Annotated in this window: 24 protein-coding genes, 2 tRNA genes and 1 pseudogene; 18 read left to right on the forward strand and 9 right to left on the reverse strand. The window is 67.9% G+C overall.

Annotation, left to right across the window (positions count from 1 at the left end):
* The first annotated feature begins 18 nt into the window (after positions 1 to 18).
* The 11 genes and pseudogenes from ACZ5ZX_RS36795 to ACZ5ZX_RS36845 all read left to right on the forward strand — a co-directional run.
* On the forward strand, positions 19 to 327 hold the full coding sequence (locus ACZ5ZX_RS36795; protein WP_465506599.1) for a hypothetical protein: 309 nt from the start codon (positions 19 to 21) through the stop codon (positions 325 to 327).
* Positions 324 to 596, forward strand: a complete 273-nt coding sequence (locus tag ACZ5ZX_RS36800; protein WP_465506600.1) for a hypothetical protein — start codon at positions 324 to 326, stop codon at positions 594 to 596. Before ACZ5ZX_RS36795 ends, ACZ5ZX_RS36800 begins: the two co-directional genes overlap by 4 nt.
* Positions 593 to 982 (forward strand): hypothetical protein, encoded by a 390-nt coding sequence (locus tag ACZ5ZX_RS36805; protein ID WP_465506601.1) that lies wholly within the window; start codon positions 593 to 595, stop codon positions 980 to 982. Before ACZ5ZX_RS36800 ends, ACZ5ZX_RS36805 begins: the two co-directional genes overlap by 4 nt.
* On the forward strand, positions 979 to 1,233 hold the full coding sequence (locus tag ACZ5ZX_RS36810; protein ID WP_465506602.1) for a hypothetical protein: 255 nt from the start codon (positions 979 to 981) through the stop codon (positions 1,231 to 1,233). The genes ACZ5ZX_RS36805 and ACZ5ZX_RS36810 overlap by 4 nt, the downstream gene beginning before the upstream one ends.
* Positions 1,233 to 1,400 (forward strand): hypothetical protein, encoded by a 168-nt coding sequence (locus tag ACZ5ZX_RS36815; RefSeq protein ID WP_465506603.1) that lies wholly within the window; start codon positions 1,233 to 1,235, stop codon positions 1,398 to 1,400. The genes ACZ5ZX_RS36810 and ACZ5ZX_RS36815 overlap by 1 nt, the downstream gene beginning before the upstream one ends.
* 2 nt (positions 1,401 to 1,402) lie before the next feature.
* Positions 1,403 to 1,744 carry a hypothetical protein gene (locus ACZ5ZX_RS36820; RefSeq protein ID WP_465506604.1) on the forward strand — a complete coding sequence of 114 codons (342 nt, stop codon included), beginning with the start codon at positions 1,403 to 1,405 and terminating at the stop codon, positions 1,742 to 1,744.
* 403 nt (positions 1,745 to 2,147) lie between these two features.
* Positions 2,148 to 4,310, forward strand: a complete 2,163-nt coding sequence (locus tag ACZ5ZX_RS36825; RefSeq protein WP_465506605.1) for a type IV secretory system conjugative DNA transfer family protein — start codon at positions 2,148 to 2,150, stop codon at positions 4,308 to 4,310.
* A 124-nt stretch (positions 4,311 to 4,434) separates the two neighbouring features.
* The gene (locus ACZ5ZX_RS36830) at positions 4,435 to 5,256 is read left to right on the forward strand and encodes a replication-relaxation family protein (RefSeq protein WP_465506606.1); all 822 of its coding nucleotides are present in this window, start codon (positions 4,435 to 4,437) and stop codon (positions 5,254 to 5,256) included.
* On the forward strand, positions 5,253 to 6,299 hold the full coding sequence (locus ACZ5ZX_RS36835) for a DNA-methyltransferase (RefSeq protein ID WP_465506607.1): 1,047 nt from the start codon (positions 5,253 to 5,255) through the stop codon (positions 6,297 to 6,299). Before ACZ5ZX_RS36830 ends, ACZ5ZX_RS36835 begins: the two co-directional genes overlap by 4 nt.
* A gap of 92 nt (positions 6,300 to 6,391) precedes the next feature.
* A complete protein-coding gene (locus ACZ5ZX_RS36840) occupies positions 6,392 to 6,712 on the forward strand; it encodes a hypothetical protein (protein ID WP_465506608.1) in 321 nt (106 codons plus the stop codon).
* Positions 6,713 to 6,891: 179 nt separating this feature from the next.
* A pseudogene (locus ACZ5ZX_RS36845) lies at positions 6,892 to 8,046 on the forward strand (recombinase family protein); the annotation flags it as partial.
* Positions 8,047 to 8,157: 111 nt separating this feature from the next.
* On the opposite strand, the gene ACZ5ZX_RS36850 reads toward ACZ5ZX_RS36845, so the two are convergent.
* Positions 8,158 to 8,691 carry a hypothetical protein gene (locus ACZ5ZX_RS36850; protein ID WP_465506609.1) on the reverse strand — a complete coding sequence of 178 codons (534 nt, stop codon included), beginning with the start codon at positions 8,689 to 8,691 and terminating at the stop codon, positions 8,158 to 8,160.
* Between the two features lie 55 nt (positions 8,692 to 8,746).
* Positions 8,747 to 8,823 (reverse strand) — tRNA-Pro (locus ACZ5ZX_RS36855).
* Between the two features lie 84 nt (positions 8,824 to 8,907).
* Between ACZ5ZX_RS36855 and ACZ5ZX_RS36860 the strand changes: the two genes are divergently transcribed.
* Positions 8,908 to 8,981: transfer RNA gene (locus ACZ5ZX_RS36860), tRNA-Gly, on the forward strand.
* Positions 8,982 to 9,099: 118 nt separating this feature from the next.
* Here the strand turns inward: ACZ5ZX_RS36860 and ACZ5ZX_RS36865 are convergent.
* On the reverse strand, positions 9,100 to 13,743 hold the full coding sequence (locus ACZ5ZX_RS36865; protein ID WP_465506610.1) for a HAMP domain-containing protein: 4,644 nt from the start codon (positions 13,741 to 13,743) through the stop codon (positions 9,100 to 9,102).
* A gap of 184 nt (positions 13,744 to 13,927) precedes the next feature.
* On the opposite strand from ACZ5ZX_RS36865, the gene ACZ5ZX_RS36870 reads away from it, so the two are divergent.
* Positions 13,928 to 15,517, forward strand: coding sequence for a SpoIIE family protein phosphatase (locus ACZ5ZX_RS36870; protein WP_465506611.1), 1,590 nt, complete (start codon positions 13,928 to 13,930; stop codon positions 15,515 to 15,517).
* Here ACZ5ZX_RS36870 and ACZ5ZX_RS36875 read toward each other — a convergent pair.
* The gene (locus tag ACZ5ZX_RS36875) at positions 15,500 to 16,507 is read right to left on the reverse strand and encodes a DNA topoisomerase IB (RefSeq protein ID WP_465506612.1); all 1,008 of its coding nucleotides are present in this window, start codon (positions 16,505 to 16,507) and stop codon (positions 15,500 to 15,502) included. The genes ACZ5ZX_RS36870 and ACZ5ZX_RS36875 overlap by 18 nt on opposite strands.
* 100 nt (positions 16,508 to 16,607) lie before the next feature.
* Here ACZ5ZX_RS36875 and ACZ5ZX_RS36880 point away from each other — a divergent pair, with 100 nt between their 5' ends.
* Both ACZ5ZX_RS36880 and ACZ5ZX_RS36885 read left to right on the forward strand, forming a co-directional pair.
* A complete protein-coding gene (locus ACZ5ZX_RS36880) occupies positions 16,608 to 17,150 on the forward strand; it encodes a type 1 glutamine amidotransferase domain-containing protein (protein ID WP_465506613.1) in 543 nt (180 codons plus the stop codon).
* Positions 17,151 to 17,227: 77 nt separating this feature from the next.
* Entirely contained in the window at positions 17,228 to 17,416 is a 189-nt protein-coding gene (locus ACZ5ZX_RS36885; protein ID WP_465506614.1) for a hypothetical protein, read from the forward strand.
* Here the strand turns inward: ACZ5ZX_RS36885 and ACZ5ZX_RS36890 are convergent.
* Together ACZ5ZX_RS36890 and ACZ5ZX_RS36895 are read right to left on the reverse strand one after the other, a co-directional pair.
* Entirely contained in the window at positions 17,409 to 17,795 is a 387-nt protein-coding gene (locus tag ACZ5ZX_RS36890) for a hypothetical protein (protein WP_465506615.1), read from the reverse strand. The two genes, ACZ5ZX_RS36885 and ACZ5ZX_RS36890, sit on opposite strands and share 8 nt — an antisense overlap.
* A gap of 50 nt (positions 17,796 to 17,845) precedes the next feature.
* Entirely contained in the window at positions 17,846 to 19,156 is a 1,311-nt protein-coding gene (locus tag ACZ5ZX_RS36895; protein ID WP_465506616.1) for a serine/threonine-protein kinase, read from the reverse strand.
* A gap of 144 nt (positions 19,157 to 19,300) precedes the next feature.
* Here ACZ5ZX_RS36895 and ACZ5ZX_RS36900 point away from each other — a divergent pair, with 144 nt between their 5' ends.
* Positions 19,301 to 20,398, forward strand: a complete 1,098-nt coding sequence (locus ACZ5ZX_RS36900; RefSeq protein ID WP_465506617.1) for a WD40/YVTN/BNR-like repeat-containing protein — start codon at positions 19,301 to 19,303, stop codon at positions 20,396 to 20,398.
* Between the two features lie 163 nt (positions 20,399 to 20,561).
* Positions 20,562 to 21,392 (forward strand): SAM-dependent methyltransferase, encoded by an 831-nt coding sequence (locus ACZ5ZX_RS36905; protein ID WP_465506652.1) that lies wholly within the window; start codon positions 20,562 to 20,564, stop codon positions 21,390 to 21,392.
* A 209-nt stretch (positions 21,393 to 21,601) separates the two neighbouring features.
* Here the strand turns inward: ACZ5ZX_RS36905 and ACZ5ZX_RS36910 are convergent, their stop codons facing one another.
* The 3 genes from ACZ5ZX_RS36910 to ACZ5ZX_RS36920 form a co-directional block, all read right to left on the reverse strand.
* Complete coding sequence (locus ACZ5ZX_RS36910; protein WP_465506618.1) at positions 21,602 to 23,449, reverse strand: M48 family metalloprotease; 1,848 nt, start codon at positions 23,447 to 23,449, stop codon at positions 21,602 to 21,604.
* Positions 23,450 to 23,586: 137 nt separating this feature from the next.
* On the reverse strand, positions 23,587 to 24,420 hold the full coding sequence (locus ACZ5ZX_RS36915; protein WP_465506619.1) for an aldo/keto reductase: 834 nt from the start codon (positions 24,418 to 24,420) through the stop codon (positions 23,587 to 23,589).
* A gap of 30 nt (positions 24,421 to 24,450) precedes the next feature.
* On the reverse strand, positions 24,451 to 25,632 hold the full coding sequence (locus ACZ5ZX_RS36920) for an MFS transporter (RefSeq protein ID WP_465506620.1): 1,182 nt from the start codon (positions 25,630 to 25,632) through the stop codon (positions 24,451 to 24,453).
* Positions 25,633 to 25,774: 142 nt separating this feature from the next.
* Here ACZ5ZX_RS36920 and ACZ5ZX_RS36925 point away from each other — a divergent pair, with 142 nt between their 5' ends.
* Positions 25,775 to 26,227 (forward strand): MarR family winged helix-turn-helix transcriptional regulator, encoded by a 453-nt coding sequence (locus tag ACZ5ZX_RS36925; RefSeq protein WP_465506621.1) that lies wholly within the window; start codon positions 25,775 to 25,777, stop codon positions 26,225 to 26,227.
* The last annotated feature ends 20 nt before the right edge of the window (positions 26,228 to 26,247 follow it).

The raw sequence follows: 26,247 nt of genomic DNA on the forward strand, positions 1-26,247 counted from the left end.
AACAGAAAGAGGTTAGAAATGAATGACATCACCCGAAAAAGCCAGGGCGACCTCGTGCCGCTGCCGGCCGCTGTGCCCCGGCGGCTGCCGCGCGAGCTGCGCGAGCGGATCGTCGAGGAGATGGCCGAGGGCTACGTCAGCGCCGCTCGCGTGGAGGCCGCGGCGTGGGTGGCATCCCGCGCCACCGCGCAAACAGCGTTCCTGACCAACTTGGAGCTACGGCAGACGGCCCAGGACCCGGTGCGCGCTGAGCTATTCAACTCCTACATCGAGGATTTCGCCCTGGTCGCTCGGCAGTCCATCCGGCGTTTAGGGATGCGCCCATGACGACCGCACTGTGGGTGTCCGCCTCGTTGGGCCTCGTGTTCGCCCTGGTCTTGTTGCTGCTAGCCGTCTTCTATATCGACTACCTCATCGACCGGTGGCGCCGGCGGTTCGAGACCTACGGCCGGCTGGCCGCCGAGGACGTAGCCGCCCTCCGCGAGCTGCTCCGCATGATGGCCCGGCACTGGCGGACGGTTCGGCGGCTGCTGGCAGAGGCGGACGCTCGGGACGCTGCCGCGCACGCTCAGCATGGCGTAGGTGGTCAGCGATGATCGAGGTGGCGAATTCGTCCGGCTCCGCGCCGACCGATGCGCATCAGGCGATGAACGCGCTGCTGAGCCGCACGATCATCGAAGCGGCCCGGCAGCGACAGGACGAGCTCCCCGGACTGGTCGTTGTCCGGCGACCGCGGAGCACGGTTCCCGATGAAGCCGATGACGAGCCGGACAGCTCCCACAGCACCGTCACCACACCGCCGCCGGCCTCCCGGCCGAAGTACGTGTTCGCCTCGTGCCGGTGCCAGGTCGGTCGGCGGCCGGTGAAGCTGCGCGTCGCTCGTGGCTCGTGGCGACCGGGCGTCGTCCGGTGTACAGCCTGCGGCGAGAACTTCACGGAGTCTCTGACGGTTGACCGTCAAGCCGGACCGGGCAGGGCGTGAGCCTCGTGCGTCCCGAACTCGGCGTGGTGCTCGGGAGGGTCTTGGCAGTCATCGGCGGCCTGGTCCTGACGGGCATCGTGCTGCGGCTGCTGGTCGCCATCCTCCAGTCGATCTTGCCCCTGTTCCTCATGGACAGCTTGAATTCGGGGTGGACCACCTTGCTCGACATCTTGGCTCCCGCCATGGGCCCCATTGCGGCGGTGTTCATTCTGGCGGCGGGGTGCTGGATTTTCTTGGGACGGCGACGCTAGTGGCCAGGCAACACGGTGTCGATTCCCGGGGGCTGAAGCAACGAGTCATCTGGCTGACGGTCATCGCTGCGGGCGTCGTCATCTTCGAGCCGGTGGCGGCCATGGTGCTGCCAGTGCTGTTGTTCGCTGTCGTGGTCGTGATGTTGGTCGGCACGCGCAAATCGTAAACGTGGTCGCGAAGATATTTGAGTTCAACTCAATTGGGAAAGAGAGGTTTCATGTGCCCAGACGTACCCGCAAGCAAATCGTCGGCAAGACGGCCGAAAACAGCGAGATAGAGGCGCGAGAAGAGGCGTATCAATGGCTCGCGTCCGAGCTGCGCGTGGCGCAGATGAGGCGTGAAACATCGGGTATGGCAGAGAACCTTCATGCGCACAGAGTCCGGGACCTTAGCACTTATAACCGAACGGCGCAGGATTTTCCTCTGGCGTTTATCCAGAAGAACACCTTGTCAACGGGGTTTTCACAGGTGAAAACGTCCATTGCTTTACCTGGCGCAGCTCCGGAATAATTAATAGTCCTGAAGTGTGCCGCCGAACCGAAAAGGCAAAGAGATGTCGGAATCTCCTCGCCTGCTAGTTTCGACCGACGACACACACTCAGGTTGACGCACACAAGCAGACTCGGGACGAGCGCTGTGCGCATCTTCAATTATATGCCTACCGCACGTTTGCCTCAAGTGCGAAAAGGCGTGTTTGATGCGACCTGGCTACCTCGTTTCGAGCCCAACTCGAAAGGGGGTTTTATGTCCCGAAGTTCAGATCAACCCATCATTGTTACGGCGCAGGAGCGAGCGCATCCGGCCATTCGCCGCCTCGCCCGGGCATGTATCGCTCTAGCCCGGCAGAGCCTGAAGTCTTCTCCTGGCCCCACGCCGGCCGACGCCTCGCGGGCCATCCGGGAGGAGGGCGCCCATGATTGAACTCACCTGGCACGAAGCCGTCCCGCCGCGCGACGCCAGCCTCGCCGACATCACGCAGATGCTGCGTGTTCTGGCCGGACGGCCGCGCTACGGCCTGCGGCGCTTGCAACCGGTCGTGGTGTTTGAGGTCTGGGTGCACCCCGAACGCGTGCGCTGGCTCGTGGGGGTGGAACCGCGGATTGCACGAACGCTGCCCGGTGAACTGGTCGCTCAACTGCCCGGCCTGGTTTTGACGGAGACTCAGGCTCCCGAGCGCCCCGCGCCCATTACCGCCCGGCAGCTACGGATTACCAGCCTGATCTACCCGCTGCGGCTTGATACCGCTCGTGGCGTCACGTCCGGACTGCTCCAGTTGCGTACGCACTTGCGGCGCGGCGAGGCCGTTGTCCTGCAGTGGACGGTTGGGCCGAGCCAAACTTCAACGCGCCTACCCATGGCCGAAAATCCACTCGACTTCCTGGGATTTACCACGCCGCGCCAGCCGGACGGGGACGAACAGCGTGCTTGGAAGTCCAAGCTGGCCGAGCCGCTGTTCGGCGTACGTGGCCGGATTGGCGGCGTGGCGGGGCATCCTCGCCGGGCCGCTGAACTCCTCCGGCCCGCCGTCTCGGCCCTGGCGATGGCCAGTGGCGCCCATGCCCGCGTCTATGCCGGGCCGCAATCGAGCCGCACGGCTGATCAGCTGGTCCAGGTCATGGGCCGCACGCGCAGCTGGTCGAACATCGCCAACGCGGGTGAGCTGGCCGTCCTCTTGGGCTGGTGGCTCGCTGGGCTGAACGTGCCGGGGAGCGCTGGTCGGTTCGCGCCCCCATCACCGGCGCTCATGCCCGGCGAACGTCCCCGTCTTGCGGCCGCCGCCCGGCCATTGGGCGTGAGCACCCATCCCGCAAGCCGCGGCGGATTCGTCTGGCTGCCGCGTTCCAGCTACGCCACCGGCAGCTACATCGTCGGCCCTCCTGGACGCGGCAAGAGCACGCTGCTGGCGCAGTGGGCCCTGAGCGACGCGGCGGCCGGAACGTCAGTGGTCGTCCTGGAGCCCAAGGGCGACCTGATCACCGACATCGCCGCACGGCTGGTCGAGCACGGCAATGTCGTGGTGATCGACCCCGGAGCAGAGGGCCCGGTCGTCGGCCTCAACCCCTTATGCGGACCACGCGAAGACGCCGAACGCCGCGCCGACAGTATGCTGAACCTGCTGCGTGAACTATTTGGCTCCGCCATCGGTCCAAGATCAACAGACGTGTTGCTACACGCGTTGATCTTGGCCTCCCGGCTGGACGATGGCGCGCTGACCGACGTCATGCCGATCTTGACCAACCCAGCCTTTCGCCGCCGGGTCGTGGCGCGCGTCGGCGACCCCCTGACCATCGCGCCGTGGCTGGCGTGGTTCAACAGCCTGTCGGACCCCGACCGGGCCCAGGTGGTGATGCCGATCCGGAACAAGCTCACGCCTTGGACTGCCCGGCCCGCCGTTCGCCGTCTCCTCGGCCAGGCACAGCCCAAGTTCGATCTAGCCTCGGTGTTCGAGCGCCCCACCGTGCTGCTCGTCAATTTGAACGCCGGAGCTATCGGGCCGGAAACCGCCCGACTGTTGGGCAGCCTGATCTTGCACCAGCTGTGGCAGGCCATCCAGCGTCAGACCACGCGGCCACCGTCACTACGTCGGCCGGTCTCGGTCTTTGTGGACGAGTGGCACAACTTCGTGGCGGGCTTGGACTTCGCCGATGTTCTGGCCCGCGCTCGTGGCGCAAACGTCAACTTCGTGGCCGCCCATCAGCACCTCGGACAGGTCAGTGCCGATCTCCGCACAGCGGCGCTGGCCAATCTCGGCAGTCACGTCGTCTTCCGGCCCGCCGACGACGACGGCCGAGCCCTGGCCCGGGTGCTCGGGGAACCGGTCACGCCTGACGATCTAGCACACCTGGAGGCGTTCCACACGGTGGCACGCGTGCCGCTAAGCGGTAGTCCCACGCCAGCGTTTGAAGTCGTCACCCCGCCGCTGCCGGACGTGCTGCGCGACCCGGCGGAGGTCCGGTGCATCAGCGCCGAGCGCTACGGCGTTAGTGCTGCTGAGCTCGATGCCGCCCTGCTCGAACGATGGCGAGGTGAAGCACCGCCCGACGCACCGGTCGGCGTGCGGAGGACTGGCCAATGAGGCGGCCCGTGGTTCTCGCCACGGCTACCGTCCGCCCTACAGGTCCCTCGCCGCAGAGCTTTGCCCTGACCACGGGAACTACCGCTCAACTACCACCGAATGTCTGCCGGTCTGGAGGTGTCTTATGACCGACCAGATCACGCACGGTCGGGCAAGCCGCCTCCGCGAACGCCTCAGCGAACGAGACATGGCTGTGCTCGGGTCGCTCGACCGGTTCCGGCTGGCCACGCCCCGGCAGTTGCAGCGGCTGCACATTCCGGACGGCTCACCGGGAACCCGAACGCGCCGGATGCGGGCACTCTTGCAGCGGCTGGCGGACCACGGTCTGGTCGTGCGACTGGCCCGCCGGATTGGCGGCACCCAACCTGGCTCATCGGCTTACGTCATCGGGCTATCCGGCTTGGGCCAAGCAGTTCTGAGCGTCCAAGGGCCCTATGGCCGCAGGCGGAGGCGCGTTTGGGAAACCACACCGCACTTTGTCCGCCACGTTCTCGGCGTGACCGAGTTGGCCGTTGAGCTGACCGAGCACTGCACCACGGGCACCGCCGAACTACTGACCTACGACGGCGAACCAGCCTGCTGGCGACGCTTCACCGGCGTGGGCGGCGAGGTCGTCACCCTCAAACCGGACGCGTTCGCGCGCCTTGGGGTAGGCGGCTACGAGGTCAGTGCGTTCCTGGAACTTGACCACAGCACCGAAAGCAGCCCCGCCATCGCCCGCAAGCTCGACGTCTACCTGGCGTACTGGCGCTCCGGCCTGGAGCAGGAGCGCCATGGCGTCTTTCCGAAAACCTGGTGGCTCGTACCCGACACCGCTCGGCTTGGGGCCATCACCCGGACCATTCAGCAGCTCCCTGTCGAAGCCCACCAGTTGTTCACCGTCTGCCTCATTACCGAGGCCGCCGACCTGTTGCCCCGTACTCCCACCAAAGGAGGTGCCCGATGAACCAGACCCACCATCCCAACCTGCCCGCACGCCGCATCCTGGTCGGCGACGTGCGTACGCGGCTGGCTGACCTACCGGACGCCTCCGTGGACTGCGTGATTACCAGCCCGCCCTACTGGAACCTGCGCGACTATGGAAATCAAGATCAAATCGGAGCGGAAGCCACAGTGGACGACTGGGCGGCCGAAATCGCCGCCGTCTGCGAGCAGCTGCGCCGCGTACTCACCCCAGCCGGCGCGCTGTGGCTGAACCTGGCCGACTCCTTTAGCCGCCACCCCAAAGAGGGCGCGCAAAAGAAGAGCCTGCTGCTTGGCCCGCCTCGGGTAGCGCTGCGACTGACCCGCGCGGGATGGCTGCTTCGCTCGCAAATCGTCTGGAGTAAGCCAAATCCCATCCCCAGCAGCGTCACGGACCGGTTCACCACCACGCATGAGTTCCTCTACTTCTTCACCCGCCAGCCGAATTACACGTTCGACCTCAACGCTGTACGCGAAACCGCCAAGACGCCAGCGCGACGGCCCCAGCGCAGCGGCCGCCGCGGCTACCTGCCACGAGAAGCCGTACCGACGCTGGGCAGCGGCACCAGTCCCCGCGTCGATCTCAACCATGGCCTGACCGGTCTCAAAGCCGCCGGACTATCCAGCCACCCGCTCGGCAAGAATCCGGGAGATGTCTGGACCATTCCCACGGGTAACTACCGGGGCGCCCACTTCGCCACGTTTCCACTCGCCTTGGTACGTCGGCCGCTACTCACCACGTGCCCCGAACGCGTCTGCGCCACCTGCGGCGCACCCTGGCAACGCGCTACTCAAGTCCGGGACGGCCGCAAGCTCGCAGTAGGGCCGCTGCGGGCCGCCTGTGGACATACCGAATGGCGGCGCGGTGTCGTGCTCGACCCGTTCATGGGCGCGGGCACGGTAGCCATCGCGGCGGAGACCTACGGCCGGGACTGGGTCGGCATCGAGCTCAACCCGGATTACGCCCAGCTCGCCGAAGAACGACTCGCGACCTGGCGAGCCACGCAGGGCGGCGCGGCCTCGTGAGCCGCCTCGCCCGGGCCCCTCGTCGGTGGCCTGCGGCTGTCGTCGTCATCTCGCCTGGAGATGGCCAGCCGCACCACACCGAGGAGGACGTCATGTCCGATCCACGAACCAGTGGCGTGAAGACGTTGGGCATTAAGTTGCCCGACGCACTGCACGCGCAGTTCACGCTCGTCGCGCAACTCGACGGCATCTCGCTGGGCGACGCCGCCCTGCGCGCCGTCGAGCTGTACGTGGCCACCAAACGGCAAGAGCCCGACTTCGCCGCTCGCGCTTCCGCCGCCCTGGAGGAGATCGAGCGAGAAGCTGCTGCCCGACGCGGGGCGATCGAGGGGTTGTTCGGCACCAAGCCCGACCAGCCGGCGACGCCGCCGAAGCCTGCCAGCCGAAGCCGCAAAGCCACGACTGACGAGTGACCACCGCCCGACCGGTGATGGATGGCCGCGTAGTGCGGCTATCCATCACCACCAACTTAACTTTGTCATTTCCGAAATAAGGACAGGATTTCCTATCTTGGCACCATGTGAAAATGCTGAAAAAATAGAAGAGGCAAAATCAATTAATGGCTTCCTGAAGCTAAAAGGAGGAGTCGATAATGTTGGAGCATGATAACAACGAGAATAAAACTAGGCCGCAACTAGCTCATAGGCGGGTAGCTCTTGATGCTGTTCAAAGCGTTCGGCGGGATACGTCGCCTCGGGGCGGACCCTCGCATGGCCGCGCCGCGAAGATCGGCTTCATCTACTTGCGTGTCAGCACCCGGGAGCAAGCGCGCAGCGGTGGCGGCGCGGAGGGCTACTCCATCCCGGCTCAGCGCGAAGCCTGTTGTGGCCGGGCGGCGAAGATGGGCGTCACTATCCAGTGTGAGTACGTAGACGCCGGAGAGTCCGCCCGCTCAGCCCAGCGAGACGACCTCCAGCGAATGCTGCGCGACATCAAGGAGGTTCGGCCAGACTTCCTTCTCGTTCACAAGATCGACAGGCTGGCCCGCAATCGCGAAGACGATATCGCCATCAATCTCCTGCTGCGCAAGTACGGCGTCAAGCTCATCTCTTGCACGGAGAATGTGGACGACACACCCAGCGGCAAGCTCCTCTATGGCCTCATGGCCGAGATTGCCCAGTTCTACTCGGCCAACCTGGCGCAAGAGGTCCAAAAAGGACTGGTACGCAAGGCCATGGAGGGCGGAACGCCGTTTCGGGCGCCGCTGGGATACGACAATCGGCGGGAAAGCCGTGACGGGATTGAGCGTTCCTGGGTCGAGTTGGACCCGGAGCGCGCGGAGATCATCCAGTGGTGCCTGGAGCAGTACGCCACCGGTGACTGGAGCGCCATTGACCTCACCCTGGCGGCCAGGGCCAAGGGGCTGACGAGCCGCTCCAATCGCAGTCGTCCGGCGAAACCTATCGGGCTGACCGGCATGTACCACATTCTGCAAAATCCGTACTACATGGGCATTGTCAGCTACCAAGGCATCTCCTACGAGGGCAACCACAAAGCACTCATTGAGCCGGACACTTGGCTGGCCGTTCAGTACACTTTGGCTGCTCACAACCACACCGGAGAGAAAGATCGCGTTCACAGGCATTACCTGCGCAGCACTATCTACTGCTCAGCCTGCGGTGGGCGAAAGGTGTACTCGGAGAATACGGGCAACGGTGGCACGTATGCGTACTTCTTTTGCGTCAAGCGCAAGACGAAGACCAACAACTGTCAGCGTTCAGCCATCCGGGCGGAGAAGATCGAAGAGGGGATCGCCAGCTTCTATCGCACGTTCCGTGTACGGCCTGAGTATGCCGAGCAGATTCAGGCCGCCGTCCGGCAGGAGCTTGTCGGCCAGCAAATCGAAGCCACGCGAGGGCTAGAACGTGCTCGCCGCAACAAGCAGCGCGTCGAGGGCGAGCGGCAGAAGCTGCTCAGCGCTCACTATGCCGGGGCGGTACCGCAAGATTTGCTTGCATCCGAGATGAAGCGACTGACCTACGCACTTGCTGAGGCCGAAAGTGAGATCAAGGCCGCTCAAGCCACGACCGCTGACGTTGAGGTCATCCTCGACCGGGCCTTGGCGGCTGCGAGTCACTGCGAGACCGCGTACCTCAATGCGCCCGACAACATCCGGCGGCAGATCAATCAAGGCTTCTTCGAGAAGCTCTATATCGGACAAGACGGCACCGTCGAGCGAGCCGACCTGACGGAGCCGTTCGCCGCCCTGCTGGAGGTGGGAGAGGTCATCCGGCTGGCCACGATGTCGGGAGGCATGGATACGGCGTCTCACGTGGCCGTTGGCGCGGTGAACGTGTCCGGTGCGGCCACCGATACCAGCAACCGTGCTCGTCCGCCTGGCGTCTTCGTCGTGACGTTCGGCGAACGCGCCCCGGTAACGGAACGTGTACAAACAAACACGTCCGGCGAGATTTCGCTCGCCGGACGTGGTGTGAAAGATGACTATCTGGTCGGGATGACAGGATTTGAACCTGCGACCCTCCGCTCCCAAAGCGGATGCGCTACCAAGCTGCGCCACATCCCGTGACTTCCCCGATCTCCCGGGGGGTGTGCGCACAGCCTAGCGGGTCACGCTAAGCTGTTTTCGCACCCGGTACTCCGGGGGCATGCGGGTGTAGCTCAATGGTAGAGCCCTAGTCTTCCAAACTAGCTACGCGGGTTCGATTCCCGTCACCCGCTCCACAGCTCGACATCCGAACCCGCAGGCGCCTGGCCTGCGGGTTCTTTCGTTTCCCAGCCGACCGTGAAGGCCTCCTTGAGGGACTCTGGGTCCCTCAAGGAGGCCTTCACGGCCGTGACTTCAGTCCGTGTCGGACTCCGAGACGTCCTCGGAGGCGGCCACAGCGGCCTGTGAGAGGCCGCTGGAGGCCGCGTCCGCCTCCAGGTGGGCCGCGATCAGGTCCAGCAGCCTGTCGGTGTCGACAGGCTTGGTCACGTAGTCGTCCGCTCCCGAAGCCAGCGTCCGTGCCTTGTCTTCCGCGGTCGCCTTTGCTGTGACAGCAATCACAGGCAGGTCCTCGTGGGCGGCTTCGGCGCGGATGGCGGTGATGGTGGCGTTGCCGTCCAGTTCCGGCATCATCACGTCCATCAGGACGAGCGCGGTGTCCTCGTGCCGTTCCAGCGCCCGGATGCCCGCGACGCCGGTCTCGGCGTAGATGACCTCCAGACCGTTGCGTTCCAGCACGGCGGCCAGTGCGAAGACGTTGCGCAGGTCGTCGTCGACGATCAGGATCTTTTCGCCGTGGAACCGCAGCGACGGCTTCGCCGGGGTCACCTGCGGGACGGCCATGATCAGCGGGACACCGCTCGCCTGCGTGGTCGGGACGATCAGGTTCGACGCGCTCACCGGCAGGTACAGGGTGAACGTGCTGCCCTTGCCGGGTTCGCTGCGGACGCGGAGTTCGCCGCCGAGCAGTTCCGTCAGCTGCTGGCTGATCGACAGGCCGAGCCCGGTGCCGCCGTATTTGCGGCTGGTGGTGCCGTCGGCCTGGCGGAACGCGTCGAAGATGATCGCGAGTTTGTCCGGCGCGATGCCGATCCCGGTGTCTTCGACGGCGAACGCCAGGACGCCGGGGGCTTGGCGGAGCGAGTCGGCTTCGACCTCGCCCGGGTCGGCCATCCGGATGTGCAGGCGTACGCCGCCCTCGTCGGTGAACTTCGCCGCGTTGGACAGCAGATTCCGCAGCACCTGCTGCAGGCGGTGTTCGTCGGTGTGGATCGACGACGGCACCGGCGGGTCGATCAGGACGGCGAACTCCAGGCCCTTGTCCGAGGTGAGCGGGCGGCAGATCGATTCGACGTACTCCACCAGTTCGGGCAGCGTGACGTCGGACATCTGCAGGTCCAGGTGACCGGCCTCGACCTTGGCCATGTCGAGGATGTCGTTGATCAGCTGCTGCAGGTCGCTGCCCGCCGAGTAGATGGTGCGCGCGAACTGGACCTGTTTCTCCGTCAGGTTCCCGTCCGGGTTCTCCGAAAGCAGTTTCGCCAGGATCAGCGCGCTGTTGAGCGGTGTCCGCAGCTCGTGCGACATGTTCGCCATGAACTCGGATTTGTACTGCGACGCCATGGTCAGCTGCCCGGCGCGCTCTTCGAGTTCCTGCCGCGCCTGCTCGATCTCGCTGTTCTTGACCTCGATGTCGCGGTTCTGCTGTGCCAGCAGTGCCGCCTTCTCCGCCAGATCGGTGTTGGAGCGGCGCAGTTCCCGTTGCTGTGCCTGCAACTGCTCGGACCGCGCGCGCAGTTCCTGCGCCAGGCGCTGGGATTCGGTCAGCAGCGCCTCGGTGCGCGAGTTGGACTGGATGGTGCTGACGTTGACCGCGATGGTCTCCTTCAGCTGCTCCAGCAGATCGATGTGGACGGTGCTGAAGGCGTTGATCGTCGCGAGTTCCAGCACCCCGAGCACCTCGCCCTGGAACAGCACCGGCAGCACGATCACGTTGACCGGGGCGGCCGAACCCAGGCCGGACGAGATCAGCGCGTACTCCGGCGGGGCCTCGTGGACCAGTATCGTGCGGCGGTCGACCGCGGCCTGTCCGATGAGGGACTCGCCGGGCGCGAACCGCAGGCCCGCCTGTGACTTCGCCAGCCCGTAGGTGGCGATGCTCTCCAGGACGATTTCCTCTTGCTCGTCTTCGCGGGCGAGGAAGAACGCTCCCTGCTGCGCGGAGACCAGCGGGGTCAGCTCGGACAGGATCAGCGACGCCACGGACGCGAGATCGCGGTGACCCTGCATGAGCGCGGACAGCCGGGCGAGGTTGGTCTTGAGCCAGTCCTGTTCGCGGTTGGCGCGGGTGGTCTCCTTCAGGTTCGCGATCATCTGGTTGATGTTGTCCTTGAGTTCGGCCACCTCCCCGGACGCGTCGACGGTGATGTGGCGGGTCAGATCGCCCGCCGTCACCGCGGTGGCCACCTGGGCGATCGCCCGCACCTGCGTGGTCAGGTTCCCGGCCAGCTGGTTCACGCTCTCGGTCAGCCGCGACCACGTACCCGCGACGCCGGGCACCTCCGCCTGACCGCCGAGCGTGCCGTCCGTGCCGACCTCGCGGGCGACACGGGTGACTTCGGAGGCGAAGGACGAGAGCTGGTCGACCATCGTGTTGATGGTCGTCTTGAGTTCGAGGATCTCGCCGCGGGCGTCGATGTCGATCTTCTTCGACAGGTCGCCCTGCGCCACCGCCGTGGTCACGGTCGCGATGCTGCGGACCTGGCCGGTCAGGTTGTCGGCCATGACGTTCACGTTGTCCGTCAACGCCTTCCACGTGCCCGCCACGTTCGGCACGCGGGCCTGGCCGCCGAGGATGCCTTCGGTACCCACCTCGCGCGCGACCCGGGTGACCTCGTCGGCGAACGCGCGCAGCGTCTCGACCATGCTGTTGATCGTCTCGGCGAGGACGGCGACCTCGCCCTGCGCGTCGATCGAGATCTTCTTCGACAGGTCGCCGTTCGCCACCGCCGTCGTCACCGTGGCGATGCTCCGCACCTGGTCGGTGAGGTTGTCGGCCATGACGTTGACGTTGTCGGTGAGGTCCTTCCAGGTGCCCGCGACGCCGCGCACCTGCGCCTGGCCGCCGAGCTTGCCTTCGGTACCCACCTCACGGGAGACGCGGGTGACTTCGTCGGCGAACGCCGAGAGCTGGTCGACCATCGTGTTGACGGTGTTCTTGAGTTCGAGGATCTCGCCGCGCGCGTCGACGATGATCTTCTGGGTCAGGTCGCCCTTCGCGACGGCGGTGGTGACCTGGGCGATGTTCCGGACCTGGTCGGTCAGGTTCTTCGCCATGAAGTTGACGTTGTCGGTCAGGTCCTTCCACGTCCCGGCCACGCCGGGCACCTGTGCCTGGCCGCCGAGGCGCCCGTCACTGCCGACCTCGCGCGCGACCCGGGTGACCTCGTCGGCGAACGACGAGAGCTGGTCGACCATGGTGTTCAGGGTGTTCTTGAGCTCGAGGATCTCGCCCTTGGCGTCGACGGCGATCTTCTGCGACAGGTCGCCCTTCGCCACCGCTGTCGCCACCTGGGCGATGTTGCGGACCTGCGCGGTGAGGTTGTTCGCCATGAAGTTGACCGACCCGGTGAGGTCGCGCCACGTCCCGGCGACACCGGGGACCTGCGCCTGCCCGCCGAGCTGACCTTCCGTACCGACCTCGCGCGCCACCCGGGTGACTTCGTCGGCGAACGACGAGAGCTGGTCGACCATCGTGTTGACGGTCGTCTTCAGTTCGAGGATCTCGCCGCGCGCGTCGACCGTGATCTTCTGGGTCAGATCGCCCTTCGCGACGGCCGTGGTGACCTGGGCGATGTTGCGGACCTGGTCGGTCAGGTTGTCCGCCATCTGGTTCACCGAATCGGTGAGCCCGCGCCACGTGCCCGCCACGCCGGGGACCTCGGCCTGTCCGCCGAGACGGCCTTCGCTGCCGACCTCGCGCGCGACCCGGGTGACCTCGTCGGCGAACGAGGAGAGCTGGTCGACCATGGTGTTCAGGGTGTTCTTGAGTTCGAGGATCTCGCCCTTGGCGTCGACGTTGATCTTCTGCGACAGGTCACCCTTCGCCACCGCCGTGGCCACCTGGGCGATGTTGCGGACCTGGTCGGTCAGGTTGTCCGCCATCAGGTTCACCGAGTCGGTGAGGTCGCGCCACGTGCCCGCCGCGCCGGGGACCTGCGCCTGACCGCCGAGACGGCCTTCGCTACCGACCTCGCGGGAGACGCGGGTGACTTCGTCGGCGAAGGACGACAGCTGGTCGACCATGATGTTGACGGTGTTCTTGAGCTCCAGGATCTCGCCGCGCGCGTCGACGTTGATCTTCTGGGTCAGATCGCCCCGCGCCACCGCGGTGGTGACCTGGGCGATGTTGCGGACCTGGTCGGTCAGGTTGCTGGCCATGACGTTCACGTTGTCGGTCAGATCACGCCACGTGCCCGACACGCCGGGGACCTCGGCCTGTCCGCCGAGACGGCCTTCCGTGGCGATTTCACGGGCCACCCTGGTGACTTCGGTCGCGAAGCGGGAAAGCTGCTTGATCAGGCCGTTCAGCGTTTTGGCGACCTCGAAGAACTGACCTTGCAGCGGCCGCCCGCCGACTTCCAATGGCATCGTCTCGGACAGATCGCCCTCGGCGACCGCGCCGAGTACCCGGTTGAGCTCGGCAGTGGGCCTGCTCACGTCCTCGATCAGCCCGTTCACCACGTCGACCGCGGTCGCCCAGCCGCCGGGACCGATCTCGGCCGCGACGCGCTCGGTCAGCCTGCCTTCCTTGCCGACCGCCTCGCGGACGCGCAGGAGTTCGGTCACCAGCCGCTGGTTGCGTTCGGCGATGTCGTTGAAAGCGCCCGCGAGCTGGGCCGCGAGCCCGTCGCCGTGCGCCACGAACCGCCGCCGGAAGTTGCCGTCCCCGAGGTCACGGGCCGCCGAGAGCAGGCGTTCCAGGGTCGCTTCATCCACCTGGCCGCCACCACCTTCCACGGGGGTCCGGTGCCTTTGGGAGTGCTGTGTCATCTGTGTCGACCCTCTCCACCACGCATGCCAAGCCATGGTCGTCGCATCAGCGTGCCATGATTCGACCTACACTTCGAGCCAGTCCGCCCGCTCACGCTGCGCTACCCGCCAGGCAGGAGGAGGTCCGGGAATGGTGTCACGGCCGGCCCCGGCCTCGACGTCGCTCCCCTCGGAGCCGTCGGCAGGGGCGAGTGAGGGCGCGCTGCCCGAATCCGGGAGGTTCTGGCGCGAGCTGCTCGAAGACGTGCGTGACGCCGTGCTCGTGCAGGACGTCGACGGCGCGCTCCGCTGGTCGAATCCCGCCGCCCGTGAGCTGTTCGGCGGCGGCCGTCCGGTGCTGACCGCCGAGGGCCCCGAGGTCGGGCACGTCGAGCACACCGGCCGCCGGTTCCCCGCGCGGATCCGGACGCTGCCCGGCGGCTGGCACGCGTGGACGGTGACCTCCGCGGTCGCCGCCGACGGCCCGCGGGTGGACGGCTTCCTCGCCGCCTCCGCGCCCCGGCTGGCCTCCGCACGGGGACGGCACGGGACGGCGAAGGTGATCGCCGAGGTCGCCGCCGCCGAACTGGCCGACTGCGTGTTCGTCCTGCTGCCCACCACCCGCGGCCGGTGGGAATGGTGGAGCTGCGACCGCCGCACCAACCACGGGCACGGCCGCATCCGCCGTGTCCCGGCCCAGCTGGCGCCGGTGCTCGCCGGAACCTTCGCCTCCACCGAGGAACCCGAGGTCAAGACCGTCCCGGAGGAGGAGGTCGCGACGCTGCCCGCGATCGTCGCGGAGCGGCTCGCCGTCCATCCGTCGGTGACCGTGGTCTCACTGGGGCTCGACGGTGGTGCCGGGGTCACCGGCGCGGTCGTGCTCGCCAGGCGCGGCGCTCCCGCGTTCGGCGACGACCACCCTCGCGCGGTGGCCGAATTCGCCCGCGCGGCCGGGACGGCCTTGGCGAACGCGCACCGCTACGCCCGTCAGGAAGAGGCCACCCGCGGTCTCGAGACCACGCTGCGCCCGACGCCGCCGCCGGAGGTCCCCGGGGTCAAGTTCGACGTCTGGTACGAGCCCTCGGGCGGGCTGCTCGACGTCGGCGGCGACTTCTACGACGTCCTGCCGCGTGAGGACGGCGGCGCGACGTTCGTCCTCGGCGACGTTTGCGGCAAGGGCGCCGAGGCGGCCGCGCTCACCGGCCGGGTCCGGCAGACCATCGCCGCGCTGAACCTCGTCGAACAGGACGGCACCACGCTGCTGAGCCTGCTCAACGCCCTGCTGATCAGCGGTGGCAGCGGCCGGTTCGCGACGCTGGTGCTCGGTTCGGTGCTGGCCGGGGACGACGGCCCCGCCCTCACCCTCGCCTCGGGCGGGCATCCCGCGCCGCTGGTGGTGCGCCGCCACGGCGGGGTCGACGAGATCACCCTGCCCGGCACCTTGGTCGGGATCTCCCCGCAGGCCCGGTTCGCCGAGACGACCATCCGGCTGGCCGAGGGCGACGTCTGCCTGCTCTACACCGACGGGATCACCGAAGCCCGCCACCACGAGCGGCCGTCGGACCTGTTCGGCGACGAACGGCTGCGTGAACTGCTGATCGGCTGCCGGGGACTGTCCGGCCGCGACGTGGTCCGCCGGGTGCGTTCCGCGGTGCGGGAATGGCTCGGCAGCGGGACGCACGACGACATCGCCGTCCTCGCCATCGAGGCCACCGCGCCGCCCTCACGAACCGCCGAGTAGCCGCACCACCGCGCGTTCGACGATCGTCCGCGCCTCGTCCGGATCGGAAACCCTCTCGGCGCGCCGTACAGCGCGCTCGATGGTCCGGTCCTTTTCGTACGCCTCGATCACCCGTGGGTCCACATAGGACTGCCGTGCGACGGTGGGCGTGTTGCCGAGCCCCTCGGCGACCTCCGTCATCACCGCCTTCTCGACGCGTTTCAGTCCTCGTTCGCTGGAGGGCTTTTCCTTGCCCGCGAAGGCCGAAGCAGCGAGCACGGTGGCGTTCCAGGTCCGCAGGTCCTTCGCGGTGAAGTCTTCGCCCACGAGTTCTTTGAGCCGTTCGTTGATGTCGTCGGCCTTGACCTCGTGCCGGTCCGGACCGTCGCGGTAGGCGAGCAGGCGGACGTCGCCGCCGCGAGCCCGCCGGAGCGAGCGGACCAGCCGTACCAGGCTTTCGTCGCGCAACCGCACCTTCCGCTGGATCCCGTGCTTCGCCGGATAGTCGCAGACCAGGCATTCACCGGCCAGTTCGACGTGTTCGCACAGCAGCGTCGCCACCCCGTGCGTGCCGTGCTCGTCGGCGTAGTTCTCACCGCCGGTCCGGAACACGCCGAGGTCGATCATGCGCAGAGCCCCGGCGAGGACGCGTTCGCGAGTGAGGCCCCGGGAATCGAGATCCTCCTGGACGGCTTCGCGGAGCCGGGGGAGTTTCCGGGCCAGCGCGAGGACGCGTTCGTGTTTCTCCTCGTCCCGTGCCCGTCGCCACTCGGGGTGATAGAGATACTGTCGCCGTCCGGCGTCGTCCACCCCGACGGCCTGGATGTGGTCGTTCTCGTGCGGGGAGATCCACACGCGCCGCCACGCGGGCGGGATCGCGAGCGCGGTGATTCGCTCGATCGTGTCCTTGTCCTTCAGTGGCTCGCCCTCAGCGGTCAGGTAGCCGAAGCCGCGACCTCTGCGCCGCCTCCGGATGCCGGGGGACCCGAGGTCCGCTCGCCGAAGTCGCATACGCGGCGAATACCCGCGGTGACCGTGATCCATGCCCATGGTTCGGCGCGGGCGACGCGGGGTAGTCCGGGGGCGAAGACGACCTAAGGAGGGAAAACCCATGGCGACATCGCTGAGCGGACGCCGCGTGGCCATCCTGGCGGCGGACGGCGTGGAACAGGTCGAACTGGTCGAACCGCGGAAAGCGGTCACCGACGCGGGGGCCACGGCCGAGGTCGTCTCGCTGGAATCCGGCGAGATCCAGGCCATGAACGGCGACATCGACAAGGCGGACAAATTCACCGTCGACCGGGTCGTCAAGGACGTCTCGGTCGACGACTTCGACGCGCTCGTCCTCCCCGGCGGCACGATGAATCCGGACAATCTGCGTGCCGACGAGAACGCGGTCCGGTTCGTCCGCGATTTCGTGAACAGCGGCAAACCGGTCGGCGTCATCTGCCACGGACCGTGGACGCTGGTCGAGGCCGACGTCGTCCGCGGCCGCACGCTCACGTCCTACCCCAGCGTGCGCACCGACATCCGCAACGCCGGCGGCACCGTCGTCGACCAGGAGGTCGTCAACGACAACGGCCTGATCTCCAGCCGGAACCCCGGCGACCTGCCCGCCTTCTGTGCCGCGATCGTGACGGAATTCGGGAAATGACCCGGCCGGTACCGGCCAAATGAGTGGCGCCGGTCACAGTCTTGGGGGATTCTGGTGACAGAGAAGGAGGTGCCGCGATGACCGTGCATGCCAGACGCTACGGCCGTTGGTGCCGTGAGCATTTCGACACCGCCCCCGGGCCAGGCCAGGAGAAATCCGCCCAGCGGCCGATGGAGACTTCCGCCGCCGCGAACGTCACCGACGCCCAGGCCGAGCAGGCCCAGGCCGGTGACGTTCCGCAGGGGGAACCGGGCTCGCTCAGCTGAGCGTCCGCCGGTACCAGACGCGCTTCGGGCCCGGCAGGCCGATCCGCGAGACCAGATCGGTCACCACGCCGCCGATGATCAGCCACAGCAGGGCGGCGAGACCGTCGTTGAGCAGGGTGCGGAGTTTGGGGCCGTCCGGGGTGAAGAGGTTGCGCAGGCCGAGCGAGACCCCGCGTGACCACCCGTCGATGAGTTGTGCGAACCCGTTGCCGGGATTGGCCTCGCCGAACACGAGCAGGATGTGCACGAGCAGCACCAGCGCGAAGATCCAGCACACCGCGTGGACGATGGCGTTGATGACGCGCACGACGCGGATTCGGGCAGGCGTCTGCTCGACGATCTCCTCCTGCGGCTCACGCGGGTCGTTGATGTAGGTCATCGCCGTCTCCCATCATTCGTCCACAGTGGACAGCCCGGCCGGGCGGATGCTCAGCCGGGGCCAGGGGTACTCGGTTTCGTCCTCGTGGTGGGCCGGGGCTTCGACTTGCTGGGCCGGTCCGACGTGCTCTGCCCGCCGCCGCTCGCGGACGGGCGTTCCGGTGTCGAGGTGACATCGGCGTTTTCGCCGCTCCCCGGCGGATTCGTGGTCGCCGGGCTGTCGTCCTGGGTCACCACGACGGTGCCACCGGAGCCCTCCGCCCCGCGCGTGGGCACCTCGACGACCTCCGTGGCGGGAGCGTCGCTGCCCGCCGGCCGGCCGGGTACCCCGGTCGCCGCCGGCGGGACCATCCCGTCCGGCCGCAGCGGCGGATTCGCGTCGGTGTGGTTGACCGCCAGCAGTACGCCGATGGTGATCGCGGCGGCGGGCGCGCTGATCGCGGCGACCAGGGCCGCCCGTTTGCGGGTGGCGGGCGCGAGGTGGGTCACCACCGTCCCGGTGGAGTCCTCCAGCAGGATCCGCGCGATCGCCGCGGCCGTCGGGCGCTGCGACGGTTTCCGCGCGGTCATCCCGCGCAGCAGGGTGGTCATCGTGGTGGACAGCCCGGCGGGGATCCGGGGCTGGCGGTGCAACCGTCCGACCGCGGCCTCCACCGGCGTCCCGGTGTACTCGCGTTCGCCGGACAGGCATTCCAGCAGGACCAGGCCGAGCGCGTAGACGTCGGCGGGCGGGCCGATGTTCTCCCCGCGGACCTGTTCGGGCGCCATGTACGCCGCCGTGCCGACGACGCCGCCGGTCTCGGTCACCCTGGTCGCGTCGAAGGCGTGCGCGACACCGAAGTCGCCGATCAGCGGTCCGTCGTCGGACATCAGGATGTTCGCCGGTTTGAGATCGCGGTGGGTGATGCCGTGCGCGTGGACGTGCGCGAGCGCGTCCGCCAGCCGGGCGGCCAGCTCGACGACCGCGCCTTGGGAGAGCGGGCCGGAACGCAGGCGCTGGGCGAGGTTCGGCCCTTCGACCAGGCGCATCGTGAGGTAGCTGTAGCCGTCGTCGGAACCCGCGTCGTACATCGGGACGAGACCGGGATGCCGTACCGCGCTGAGGGTTTTGATCTCCTGCTCGCGCCGGCGTTCGTCGCGGGTCATCGTGTCGGCGTGGAAGAGCTTCAGCGCGACTTCGCGCTGTTCGAGCAGGTCACGGGCACGGAACACGCGGGCGGTCGCGCCGCGGCCCAGCAGGTCGCCGACCTCGTACCGGCCGGCGAGCTTGCGCGGCAGATGATCCGGATCGTGGACGTTCAGGCTGAAGCGGCGTTGCGTGGTCCCGGCATCGAGGTGTTCGTCCTCGTCACCGTCGTCCATCGGTGCTACCTCCGTCTCACCGGCCGAACGCCGTATACCCGGTCCGGCGCCGGGCGAAACAAGGCTTGCGAGCGTACCGGAGGTGAACAATGGGTTCACTTCGAATGGCGGGCAACCCCGGCGAGGGCCGGACGTCTCGTGGTCATGAAGCCGAACCGGTGGGCCGCGCTCGCCGCCACCGCACTGTCCGCACTGGCCGTCCTCACCCCGGCAGCCTCCGCCGATTCGTTGGTACCCAAGGGTTTCGCTCCCGCTTCGACGAGCTGGACCGGACCGAGACACGGCTTCGTCCTCGGGTTTTCGCCCTGCGGCAAGCCGGGATGGTGCGCGTCGTTGCTCTCGACCACCGACGGCGGGGAGCGGTGGCGGCAGGTCGGTACCCCGCCGATCTCGTTGCCGGACAACCACAACCAGGTCAAACTCACGGTGATCGGGGACCGTGACCTCTTCCTCTCCGACGGCACCCAGCTGCTCGCCAGCCGCGACGGCGGTGGCAAGTGGTCCCGCGTCCGGCTCGCCGGTGTCCGGGAGCCGTTCTATATTTCGAAAATCACCGAATCAGGGCCGCGGGTGTTCGCGATGGTCACCGGTTTCGGCAGCCCGTCGACGACGACGCTCTACTCCGGGCTCCCCGGCGCGCGGGTCCTGCTGCCGGTACCGGGGTTCACGGTCACCGGCTCCGCGACCTACGGCGATGTCGCCGTCAGCGGCGGGGTCCAGGTCTCCATGGGGGCCGACTACCGCGTCCAGAAGTACTGGACGTCGCCGGATGGGGTGAAGTTCGCGAGCGCTCCGCCGCCCTGCCCGCCGGACAGTTCGGCTTCGTTGAGCGGAATCCGGCGGGGTCAGGTGCTGGCGCTGTGCAGCGGGGGACCGGGCACGCCGCATCCGGGTGCGACCGTCCGGCGGCTGTGGCGGGCGCCGAAGCTCGGCGGGACGTTCACCGGGACGGCGCAAGCGCCCACGCTGGGGATCAACCAGAGTTTCAGCGCCGCCTCACCCTCGGCGGCGACCGTCGCGGCGGAGGGCGGCGGCACCGGCTTCCTGCACAGCACCACCGACGGCGGCGCGACCTGGACGACAACGGTGCTCAGCGGGCGCGGGGTGTGCCTCAACGACCTGGACTTCCCCGACGAGCGCGTCGGGGTGGTGGTCGACGGTTTGCCCGACGCCGATGGCGGATCGGCCCTCTACCGCACCGCCGACGGCGGCGTCACCTGGAGTGAACTCGCCTTCGCTTGACGCGACCCTGCCCGCATGAGTGATCACCGCAGGTAGGCAAGGCCCTCAGGGAGGTTCACACGCCCACACGCCATGTCGTAATCTGAGTACTGTCCGTCGATGTCGAGGGAGCCGTGGGACGCGTTCGCGCGCCCCGTGCGCGGCTGAAGGGTGGAACGTGTCCATGACTTCGGACGAGGTCCGGTCTGTGCCGAGGCGGCCTCTGCCTCTCGATTACAGCAAGCCCAATCTCGCCCGGATGAAGGACGCTCTTCTCGGCGGTCACGACCACTACGAGGTCGACAGGCAGGCCGTCGCGGATCTGCTCGCGTTCGCCCCCGACGCCGCCGCCATGGCCAAGGAGTTCCGGTCCTGGGCGAACCGGGTGGTCCGGTTCCTCGCCGGCGCCCGCGGAATCGACCAGTTCCTCGATCTGGGCTCAGGACTGCCCACGGCGGAGAACACCCACCAGTCGGCGCAGCGGTACAACCCCGACGCGCTGGTCGTCTACGTCGACCACGACCCGGTCGTCCAGGCGCACGGGCTGGCCCTGCTGGAGGATCACCTCGTCCACGTCAGCGGCGCGGATCTGACCGATCCCGCGCAGACCCTCGCCGATCCGGTGGTCGCCGAGCACCTCGAATTCGACCGGCCGGTCGCGGTGATCCTGAACTCGGTGCTGCACCACGTCGAAGACCTCGGCGAGGCACAGGGGATCGTGCGCGCCTACGCCGACGCGATCGCGCCGGGGTCGTACGTGCTGATCACCCACGACTTCAGCCCCGGCGACGGTCCCCGTAGCGCGCTCGCGTGGAAGATCGACGACCTGATGGCCGAAACCGGGTACCGCACGGTGCACCGCAGCCGCGAGGAGATCGAATCGCTCTTCGACGGGCTGGAGATCCTTGAGCCCGGCGTGGTCCACCTGCACGAATGGTGGCCGGAGGGGCCGCGCCTGGCGCCGCTGAGCGACTTGAACTACCTCAGTCTCGGCGGGGTCGGCTTCAAGGCCTAGCAGTGGATGTCGGTTAGAGCGAACGCGTGAAGGCCCCCTTCCCTCGGCTCAGCCGAGGGAAGGGGGCCTTCACGCGCAGCCGGTGTGACTGGTGGTGCTGGTGCGGCTCGCGATGGCCTTCCGCTACGGGACCCACCCACCGTAGGCACCTGAAACACCCTTGGCCAGAATCGTGATCACCGCTCACGCACCTAGCACGTTTCCGGCGCTCAGCGGTCTGCCTTCAGTGACCGGAAGTACGCCTTCAGCGCGTCGTGCGCGGTCCCGAAGTCCTCGGTGTTGCCGGTGATCGCCAGTTCCAGCGTCTCGCCGTCGGACAGTTCCATCGTCAGGTAGGCGGTGAGCTTCCGGCGAGGGAAACCGCCCGCGACGATGTCGGTGAACGGGATCCGCCGCGCCCCCGGTCCGGCGCGCAGATCGTCGAGTCCGCGGTCCCGTAGCCGCCGGATCCGCTTGCGGTCGGAGACCCCGCGCGCCCCGATCAGTCCGGCGACGCCGCGGCGGAGCAGCACCGAACGCGCCATCGGCAGCAGGATCACTTCGGTGTCGCAAACGATCAGGTCGTAGAGCTTCCGCTTGGCCTTGAGCGCGGTGAACATCCCGAGCAGCCGGGCCTCGGCGGGATCCGGCTCCCGTTCGGGCTCCTGCTTGCAGAAGTAGCCGGCGGGCACGTTGAGCAGTTGCAGGTTGTGGACCAGTTCGTCGACCGCGCGCGGGCTCGCCACTGCCGGGCCGACCAGTTCGGCGACGTCGAACGGCTCGCCGTCGCCGAGGCACAGTTCCCAGCCGCCGCCCCAGTTCAGCCGGTGCGCGGCGACGCCGTTGTCGATCATCGCGGCGGTGACGGTGTCGGCGATCAACCCGGTCAGCAGTTCGCGGCCCTCTTCGCGGGACGGGGCCCGCAGGGGTTTGGCGAGCGCGTCGGCGTCACCGTCGCGCAGCACCCGCACGATCTCGCCGACCGTGCCGCGAGGCGCCAGCCTGCTCTCGATCCCGGCAGCGGTCAGCAGTTTCGCGCCCTCCGCCACCGACGCCCGGCCGGCGCGTTTGACGACCTCGTCCCAGTCCGCCCGCGGCCCGACGTCGCGGATCAGCACGGCCGATTCCGCCTCGGGGACGTCGACCTTCGGTGCGCCCAGCAGCGACCAGCCCGGCCGCGCGTCCGGTCGCACCGGGTTGTCCGGCACCCCGGCCAGTGCGGCGATCCGCCGTTTCGTGGGCGGGTGGCTGTCGAACTTCGACAGCTCTTCGCCGTCGAGGATGTCGTCGGCGTACTCGGTCACCCAGTCCCGCTGGACCGGGTGGTTGAGGTACGAACGAAAGCCCAGCAGTACCGCGGGGGTCCGCCGAGCCCGCGCGCCGAGCGAGACGTAGCGCTCGAGGTAGTCCTCCCAGAGCGGGCCCAGCGTCGCGACCTTCCGCAGCGCCGCGGCCGCGGTCCGGCTTCCCGCCGCGAGTACGGACGCCTCGTCGGCCTGTAGTTCCTGCCGCCGGTTCGCCGACCGCGCGATGAGCAGGTACAGCTTCGAATAGGCCGAAAGCAAGGCCCTGGCGGGGCCGCCGTCGAGCCTGTCGACGGTGAACGCCAGCGTCTGGGTGCCGCGATAGGTGAGCGCGAGCAGCCGGGTGTGGCCGCCGCTGTAGTGACCGAGTTCGTGCGCGAGCACCGACCGGAGTTCGCTCACGCTCATCGCGGCCAGCAACGGCAGCCCGATCAGCATCGTGCGGCGGCCCGGCCGCAGGCCGAGGAACCGGGCGTCCTCGGTGACCGCCGCGTTGATCTCGCCGATCAGCACGATCTCGTCCGGCGGCCGTGTCTTCACCTGCGCGGCGAGGTCGTCGATCATCCGCCACAACGCGGGATGGGCGTCGCGCTCCAGCCGCGGCCCCTCGATCGGGGGACGCCGCGCCCGCAACGCGCTCACCAGTCCGAAGCCGAGCGCGATCATCATCGCGAGCCCGGCGAGCATGACGTAGGTGCCGATCTTGCCCTGGATCCGCAGGCCGGCCAGCACACTGGCGGCACCCACCGCGACGACCGCCAATGGGAACGCCACGAGCAGAAGTGTCGCGAGGACGGCTCGTCCTCGGGCCTGCATCGTCCGGTTACCTCTTTTCGCACAAGAGCCCTCTGTGCGGCCGAATAGTAACCGGCTACACAGAGGGCTCGTGCGAAAACGAAGAGCTACGGGACTCAGGCGACGTTGAAGGTGTCGGGATCCGGCCCGGTCCGCTCGCCGCGGTCCAGCGGGGACAGCGACGCGATGTCTTCATCCGACAGGGTGAACCCGAAGACGTCGAGGTTCTCCTTGATCCGCGACGGCGTCACGGATTTCGGGATCACGACGTTGCCCAGCTGCAGGTGCCACCGCAGGACGATCTGCGCGGGAGTGCGGCCGTGCTTGTCCGCCAGCGCCTTCACGGCGGCTTCGCCGAGCAGGTCGCCGCCCTTCGCCAGCGGGCTCCACGCCTCGGTCGCGATGCCGTGCTTCGCGTCGAACTCACGCACCTCGGACTGCTGCAGGTACGGGTGCACCTCGACCTGGTTCACCGCCGGGACGACCGAACCGCTGTCGAGGACGCGCTCCAGGTGGGCGGGCTGGAAGTTGGACACGCCGATCGCGCGCACCCGGCCGTCGGCGTAGAGCTTCTCGAAGGCCTTCCACGTGTCGAGGAAGAGATCGCGCTCCGGCGTCGGCCAGTGGATGAGGTAGAGGTCGAGCCGGTCCAGGCCCAGTTTGGCCATGCTGGCGTCGAACGCCTTCAGCGTGGAGTCGTAGCCCTGTTCGCTGTTCCACAGCTTGGTGGTGATGAACAGGTCGTCGCGGGCGATCCCGGACTCGGCGAGTGCCTTGCCGACACCGGCTTCGTTGCCGTAGATCTTGGCGGTGTCGATGCTGCGATACCCGGCGTCCAGCGCGGTCTTGACCGCGGAGGTGGTCTCCTCGTCGGGTACCTGGAAGACGCCGAATCCGAGCTGCGGCATCTCCACCCCGTTGTTCAGCTTGACGGTGGGAATGTCGGTCACTTGCTGTCCTTTCGATGGGTACTTCACGGATCAGGCGACGGGGGCCGGTTCGGCGCGACGAGCCTTCCGCCGCCCGTGATCGAGCATGCCTGAGATCACCGCGACCAGCAGTCCGGCGAGCGCGAGCGCGGCGCCGATCCAGTTGGGCGCGGTGTAGCCGAGACCGGCGTCGATGGCCTTGCCGCCGAGCCAGGCGCCCCCGGCGTTGCCGAGGTTGAACGCGGCGATGTTGGCGGCCGAAGCCAGTGCGGGGGCGCCTTCGGCCTTGTTCATGACGCGGGCCTGCAGCGGCGCGACGGTCGCGAAACCGGCGGCGCCGAAGAGCGCGATGGTGATCGCGGCGGGCAGCTGGGCGTGCGCGGTGAAGACGAACACGACCAGCACGGCCGCGAGCGCGGCGAGGATGACGTACAGGCTGGGCATCAGCGAGCGGTCCGCGGCCTTGCCGCCGAGCAGGTTGCCGACGAACAGGCCACCGCCGAACAGGACGAGCAGCCAGGTCACCGCGCCGGGGGAGAAACCGGCGACCTCGGTCATCATCGGGGCGATGTAGGTGAAGGACGCGAACACCCCGGCGAAGCCGAGCGCGGTCATCGCCAGCGCGAGCCACACCTGCGGCCGCCGGAACACGGCGAGCTCACTGCGCAGGCCCGCGGACCGCGTCGTCGCCTGCGCCGGAACCAGCGCGAGGATCCTGATCAGGCCGAGCACGCCGAGGACGCTCACCGCCCAGAACGTCGAGCGCCAGCCGAACGCCTGCCCGAGCGCGGTCCCGGCCGGTACGCCCAGGACGTTCGCGACGGTGAGCCCGGTGAACATCATCGCGATGGCGCCTGCCTGTTTGTTCGGCGCGACCAGCGAGGCGGCGACGACCGAGCCGACGCCGAAGAACGCCCCGTGCGCGAGCGCGGCGACCACGCGGCCGGTCATCAGCAGGCCGTAGGCCGGGGCCAGCGCGGACACGACGTTGCCGGCGATGAACAGGACCATCAGGCCGACCAGCACCGTCTTGCGCGGCACCCGCGACGCGAGCGCGGTCAACACCGGGGCGCCGATCACGACGCCGAGCGCGTAACCGGAGATCAAGAGCCCCGCGGAGGGGATCGAGACGCCGAAGTCGCCCGCGACCTCGGGCAACAGGCCCATGATCACGAACTCGGTGGTGCCGATACCGAAGGCACTGATCGCCAATGCGAGCAGAGCGGCAGGCATGAGAGGTCACTTCTTCCCGTAGAGTGGTGTTAACTGGCGTTAGCAACTACGAGCGCCTGAAATAGTTGCACACGCCGTATATTGCACACGCTTGATGATGCATGATGCAACGAAGTTCGGGCAACCGGGGAAGAGGTGAACCGTGTCACTGGCCGACGACGCCGTGGAGGCACGCGCGCAGGGCTGGCGGACCCTCGCCGCACTGCACGCGCGGATCGAGGACGCGCTGGAACGCGCGCTGGCGCGGAAGCACGAGCTGTCCGTCAGCGAGTACACCGTGCTGGACGTGCTCGCCCGGCAGGATGGTTTCCACCTGCGGATGAACCAGCTGTCGAACGCCGTCGTGCTCAGCCAGTCGGCGACGACGCGGCTGGTCTCGCGGCTGGAGGACCGGGGGCTGTTGCAGCGGTACCTGTGCCCGACCGACCGGCGGGGGATCTACACCGAGGTCACGACGACAGGGAAGGAACTGCTCGCGGCCGCGCGTCCGACGCACGACGCCGTCCTCACCGAGGCCCTCGCGGCCGCGGAGGAACTTCCCGAACTCGCGCCTCTGGTGGCCGCCCTCGGAAAGCTCACCTTCGCCCGCTCCTGATCGCCGCAAGTAGGTGACTA

It is taken from the genome of Amycolatopsis sp. NPDC033938, assembly GCF_055575975.1.

Coding starts and splice junctions, on each gene's coding strand:
- ACZ5ZX_RS36875 (WP_465506612.1), bottom strand. CDS start 16,507: ATGCGACTTCGGCGAGCGGACCTCGGGTCCCCCGGCATCCGGAGGCGG.
- ACZ5ZX_RS36835 (WP_465506607.1), top strand. CDS start 5,253: ATGAACCAGACCCACCATCCCAACCTGCCCGCACGCCGCATCCTGGTC.
- ACZ5ZX_RS36795 (WP_465506599.1), top strand. CDS start 19: ATGAATGACATCACCCGAAAAAGCCAGGGCGACCTCGTGCCGCTGCCG.
- ACZ5ZX_RS36920 (WP_465506620.1), bottom strand. CDS start 25,632: ATGCCTGCCGCTCTGCTCGCATTGGCGATCAGTGCCTTCGGTATCGGC.
- ACZ5ZX_RS36905 (WP_465506652.1), top strand. CDS start 20,562: ATGACTTCGGACGAGGTCCGGTCTGTGCCGAGGCGGCCTCTGCCTCTC.
- ACZ5ZX_RS36890 (WP_465506615.1), bottom strand. CDS start 17,795: ATGACCTACATCAACGACCCGCGTGAGCCGCAGGAGGAGATCGTCGAG.
- ACZ5ZX_RS36895 (WP_465506616.1), bottom strand. CDS start 19,156: ATGGACGACGGTGACGAGGACGAACACCTCGATGCCGGGACCACGCAA.
- ACZ5ZX_RS36885 (WP_465506614.1), top strand. CDS start 17,228: ATGACCGTGCATGCCAGACGCTACGGCCGTTGGTGCCGTGAGCATTTC.
- ACZ5ZX_RS36880 (WP_465506613.1), top strand. CDS start 16,608: ATGGCGACATCGCTGAGCGGACGCCGCGTGGCCATCCTGGCGGCGGAC.
- ACZ5ZX_RS36900 (WP_465506617.1), top strand. CDS start 19,301: ATGAAGCCGAACCGGTGGGCCGCGCTCGCCGCCACCGCACTGTCCGCA.
- ACZ5ZX_RS36870 (WP_465506611.1), top strand. CDS start 13,928: ATGGTGTCACGGCCGGCCCCGGCCTCGACGTCGCTCCCCTCGGAGCCG.
- ACZ5ZX_RS36825 (WP_465506605.1), top strand. CDS start 2,148: ATGATTGAACTCACCTGGCACGAAGCCGTCCCGCCGCGCGACGCCAGC.
- ACZ5ZX_RS36840 (WP_465506608.1), top strand. CDS start 6,392: ATGTCCGATCCACGAACCAGTGGCGTGAAGACGTTGGGCATTAAGTTG.
- ACZ5ZX_RS36805 (WP_465506601.1), top strand. CDS start 593: ATGATCGAGGTGGCGAATTCGTCCGGCTCCGCGCCGACCGATGCGCAT.
- ACZ5ZX_RS36830 (WP_465506606.1), top strand. CDS start 4,435: ATGACCGACCAGATCACGCACGGTCGGGCAAGCCGCCTCCGCGAACGC.
- ACZ5ZX_RS36800 (WP_465506600.1), top strand. CDS start 324: ATGACGACCGCACTGTGGGTGTCCGCCTCGTTGGGCCTCGTGTTCGCC.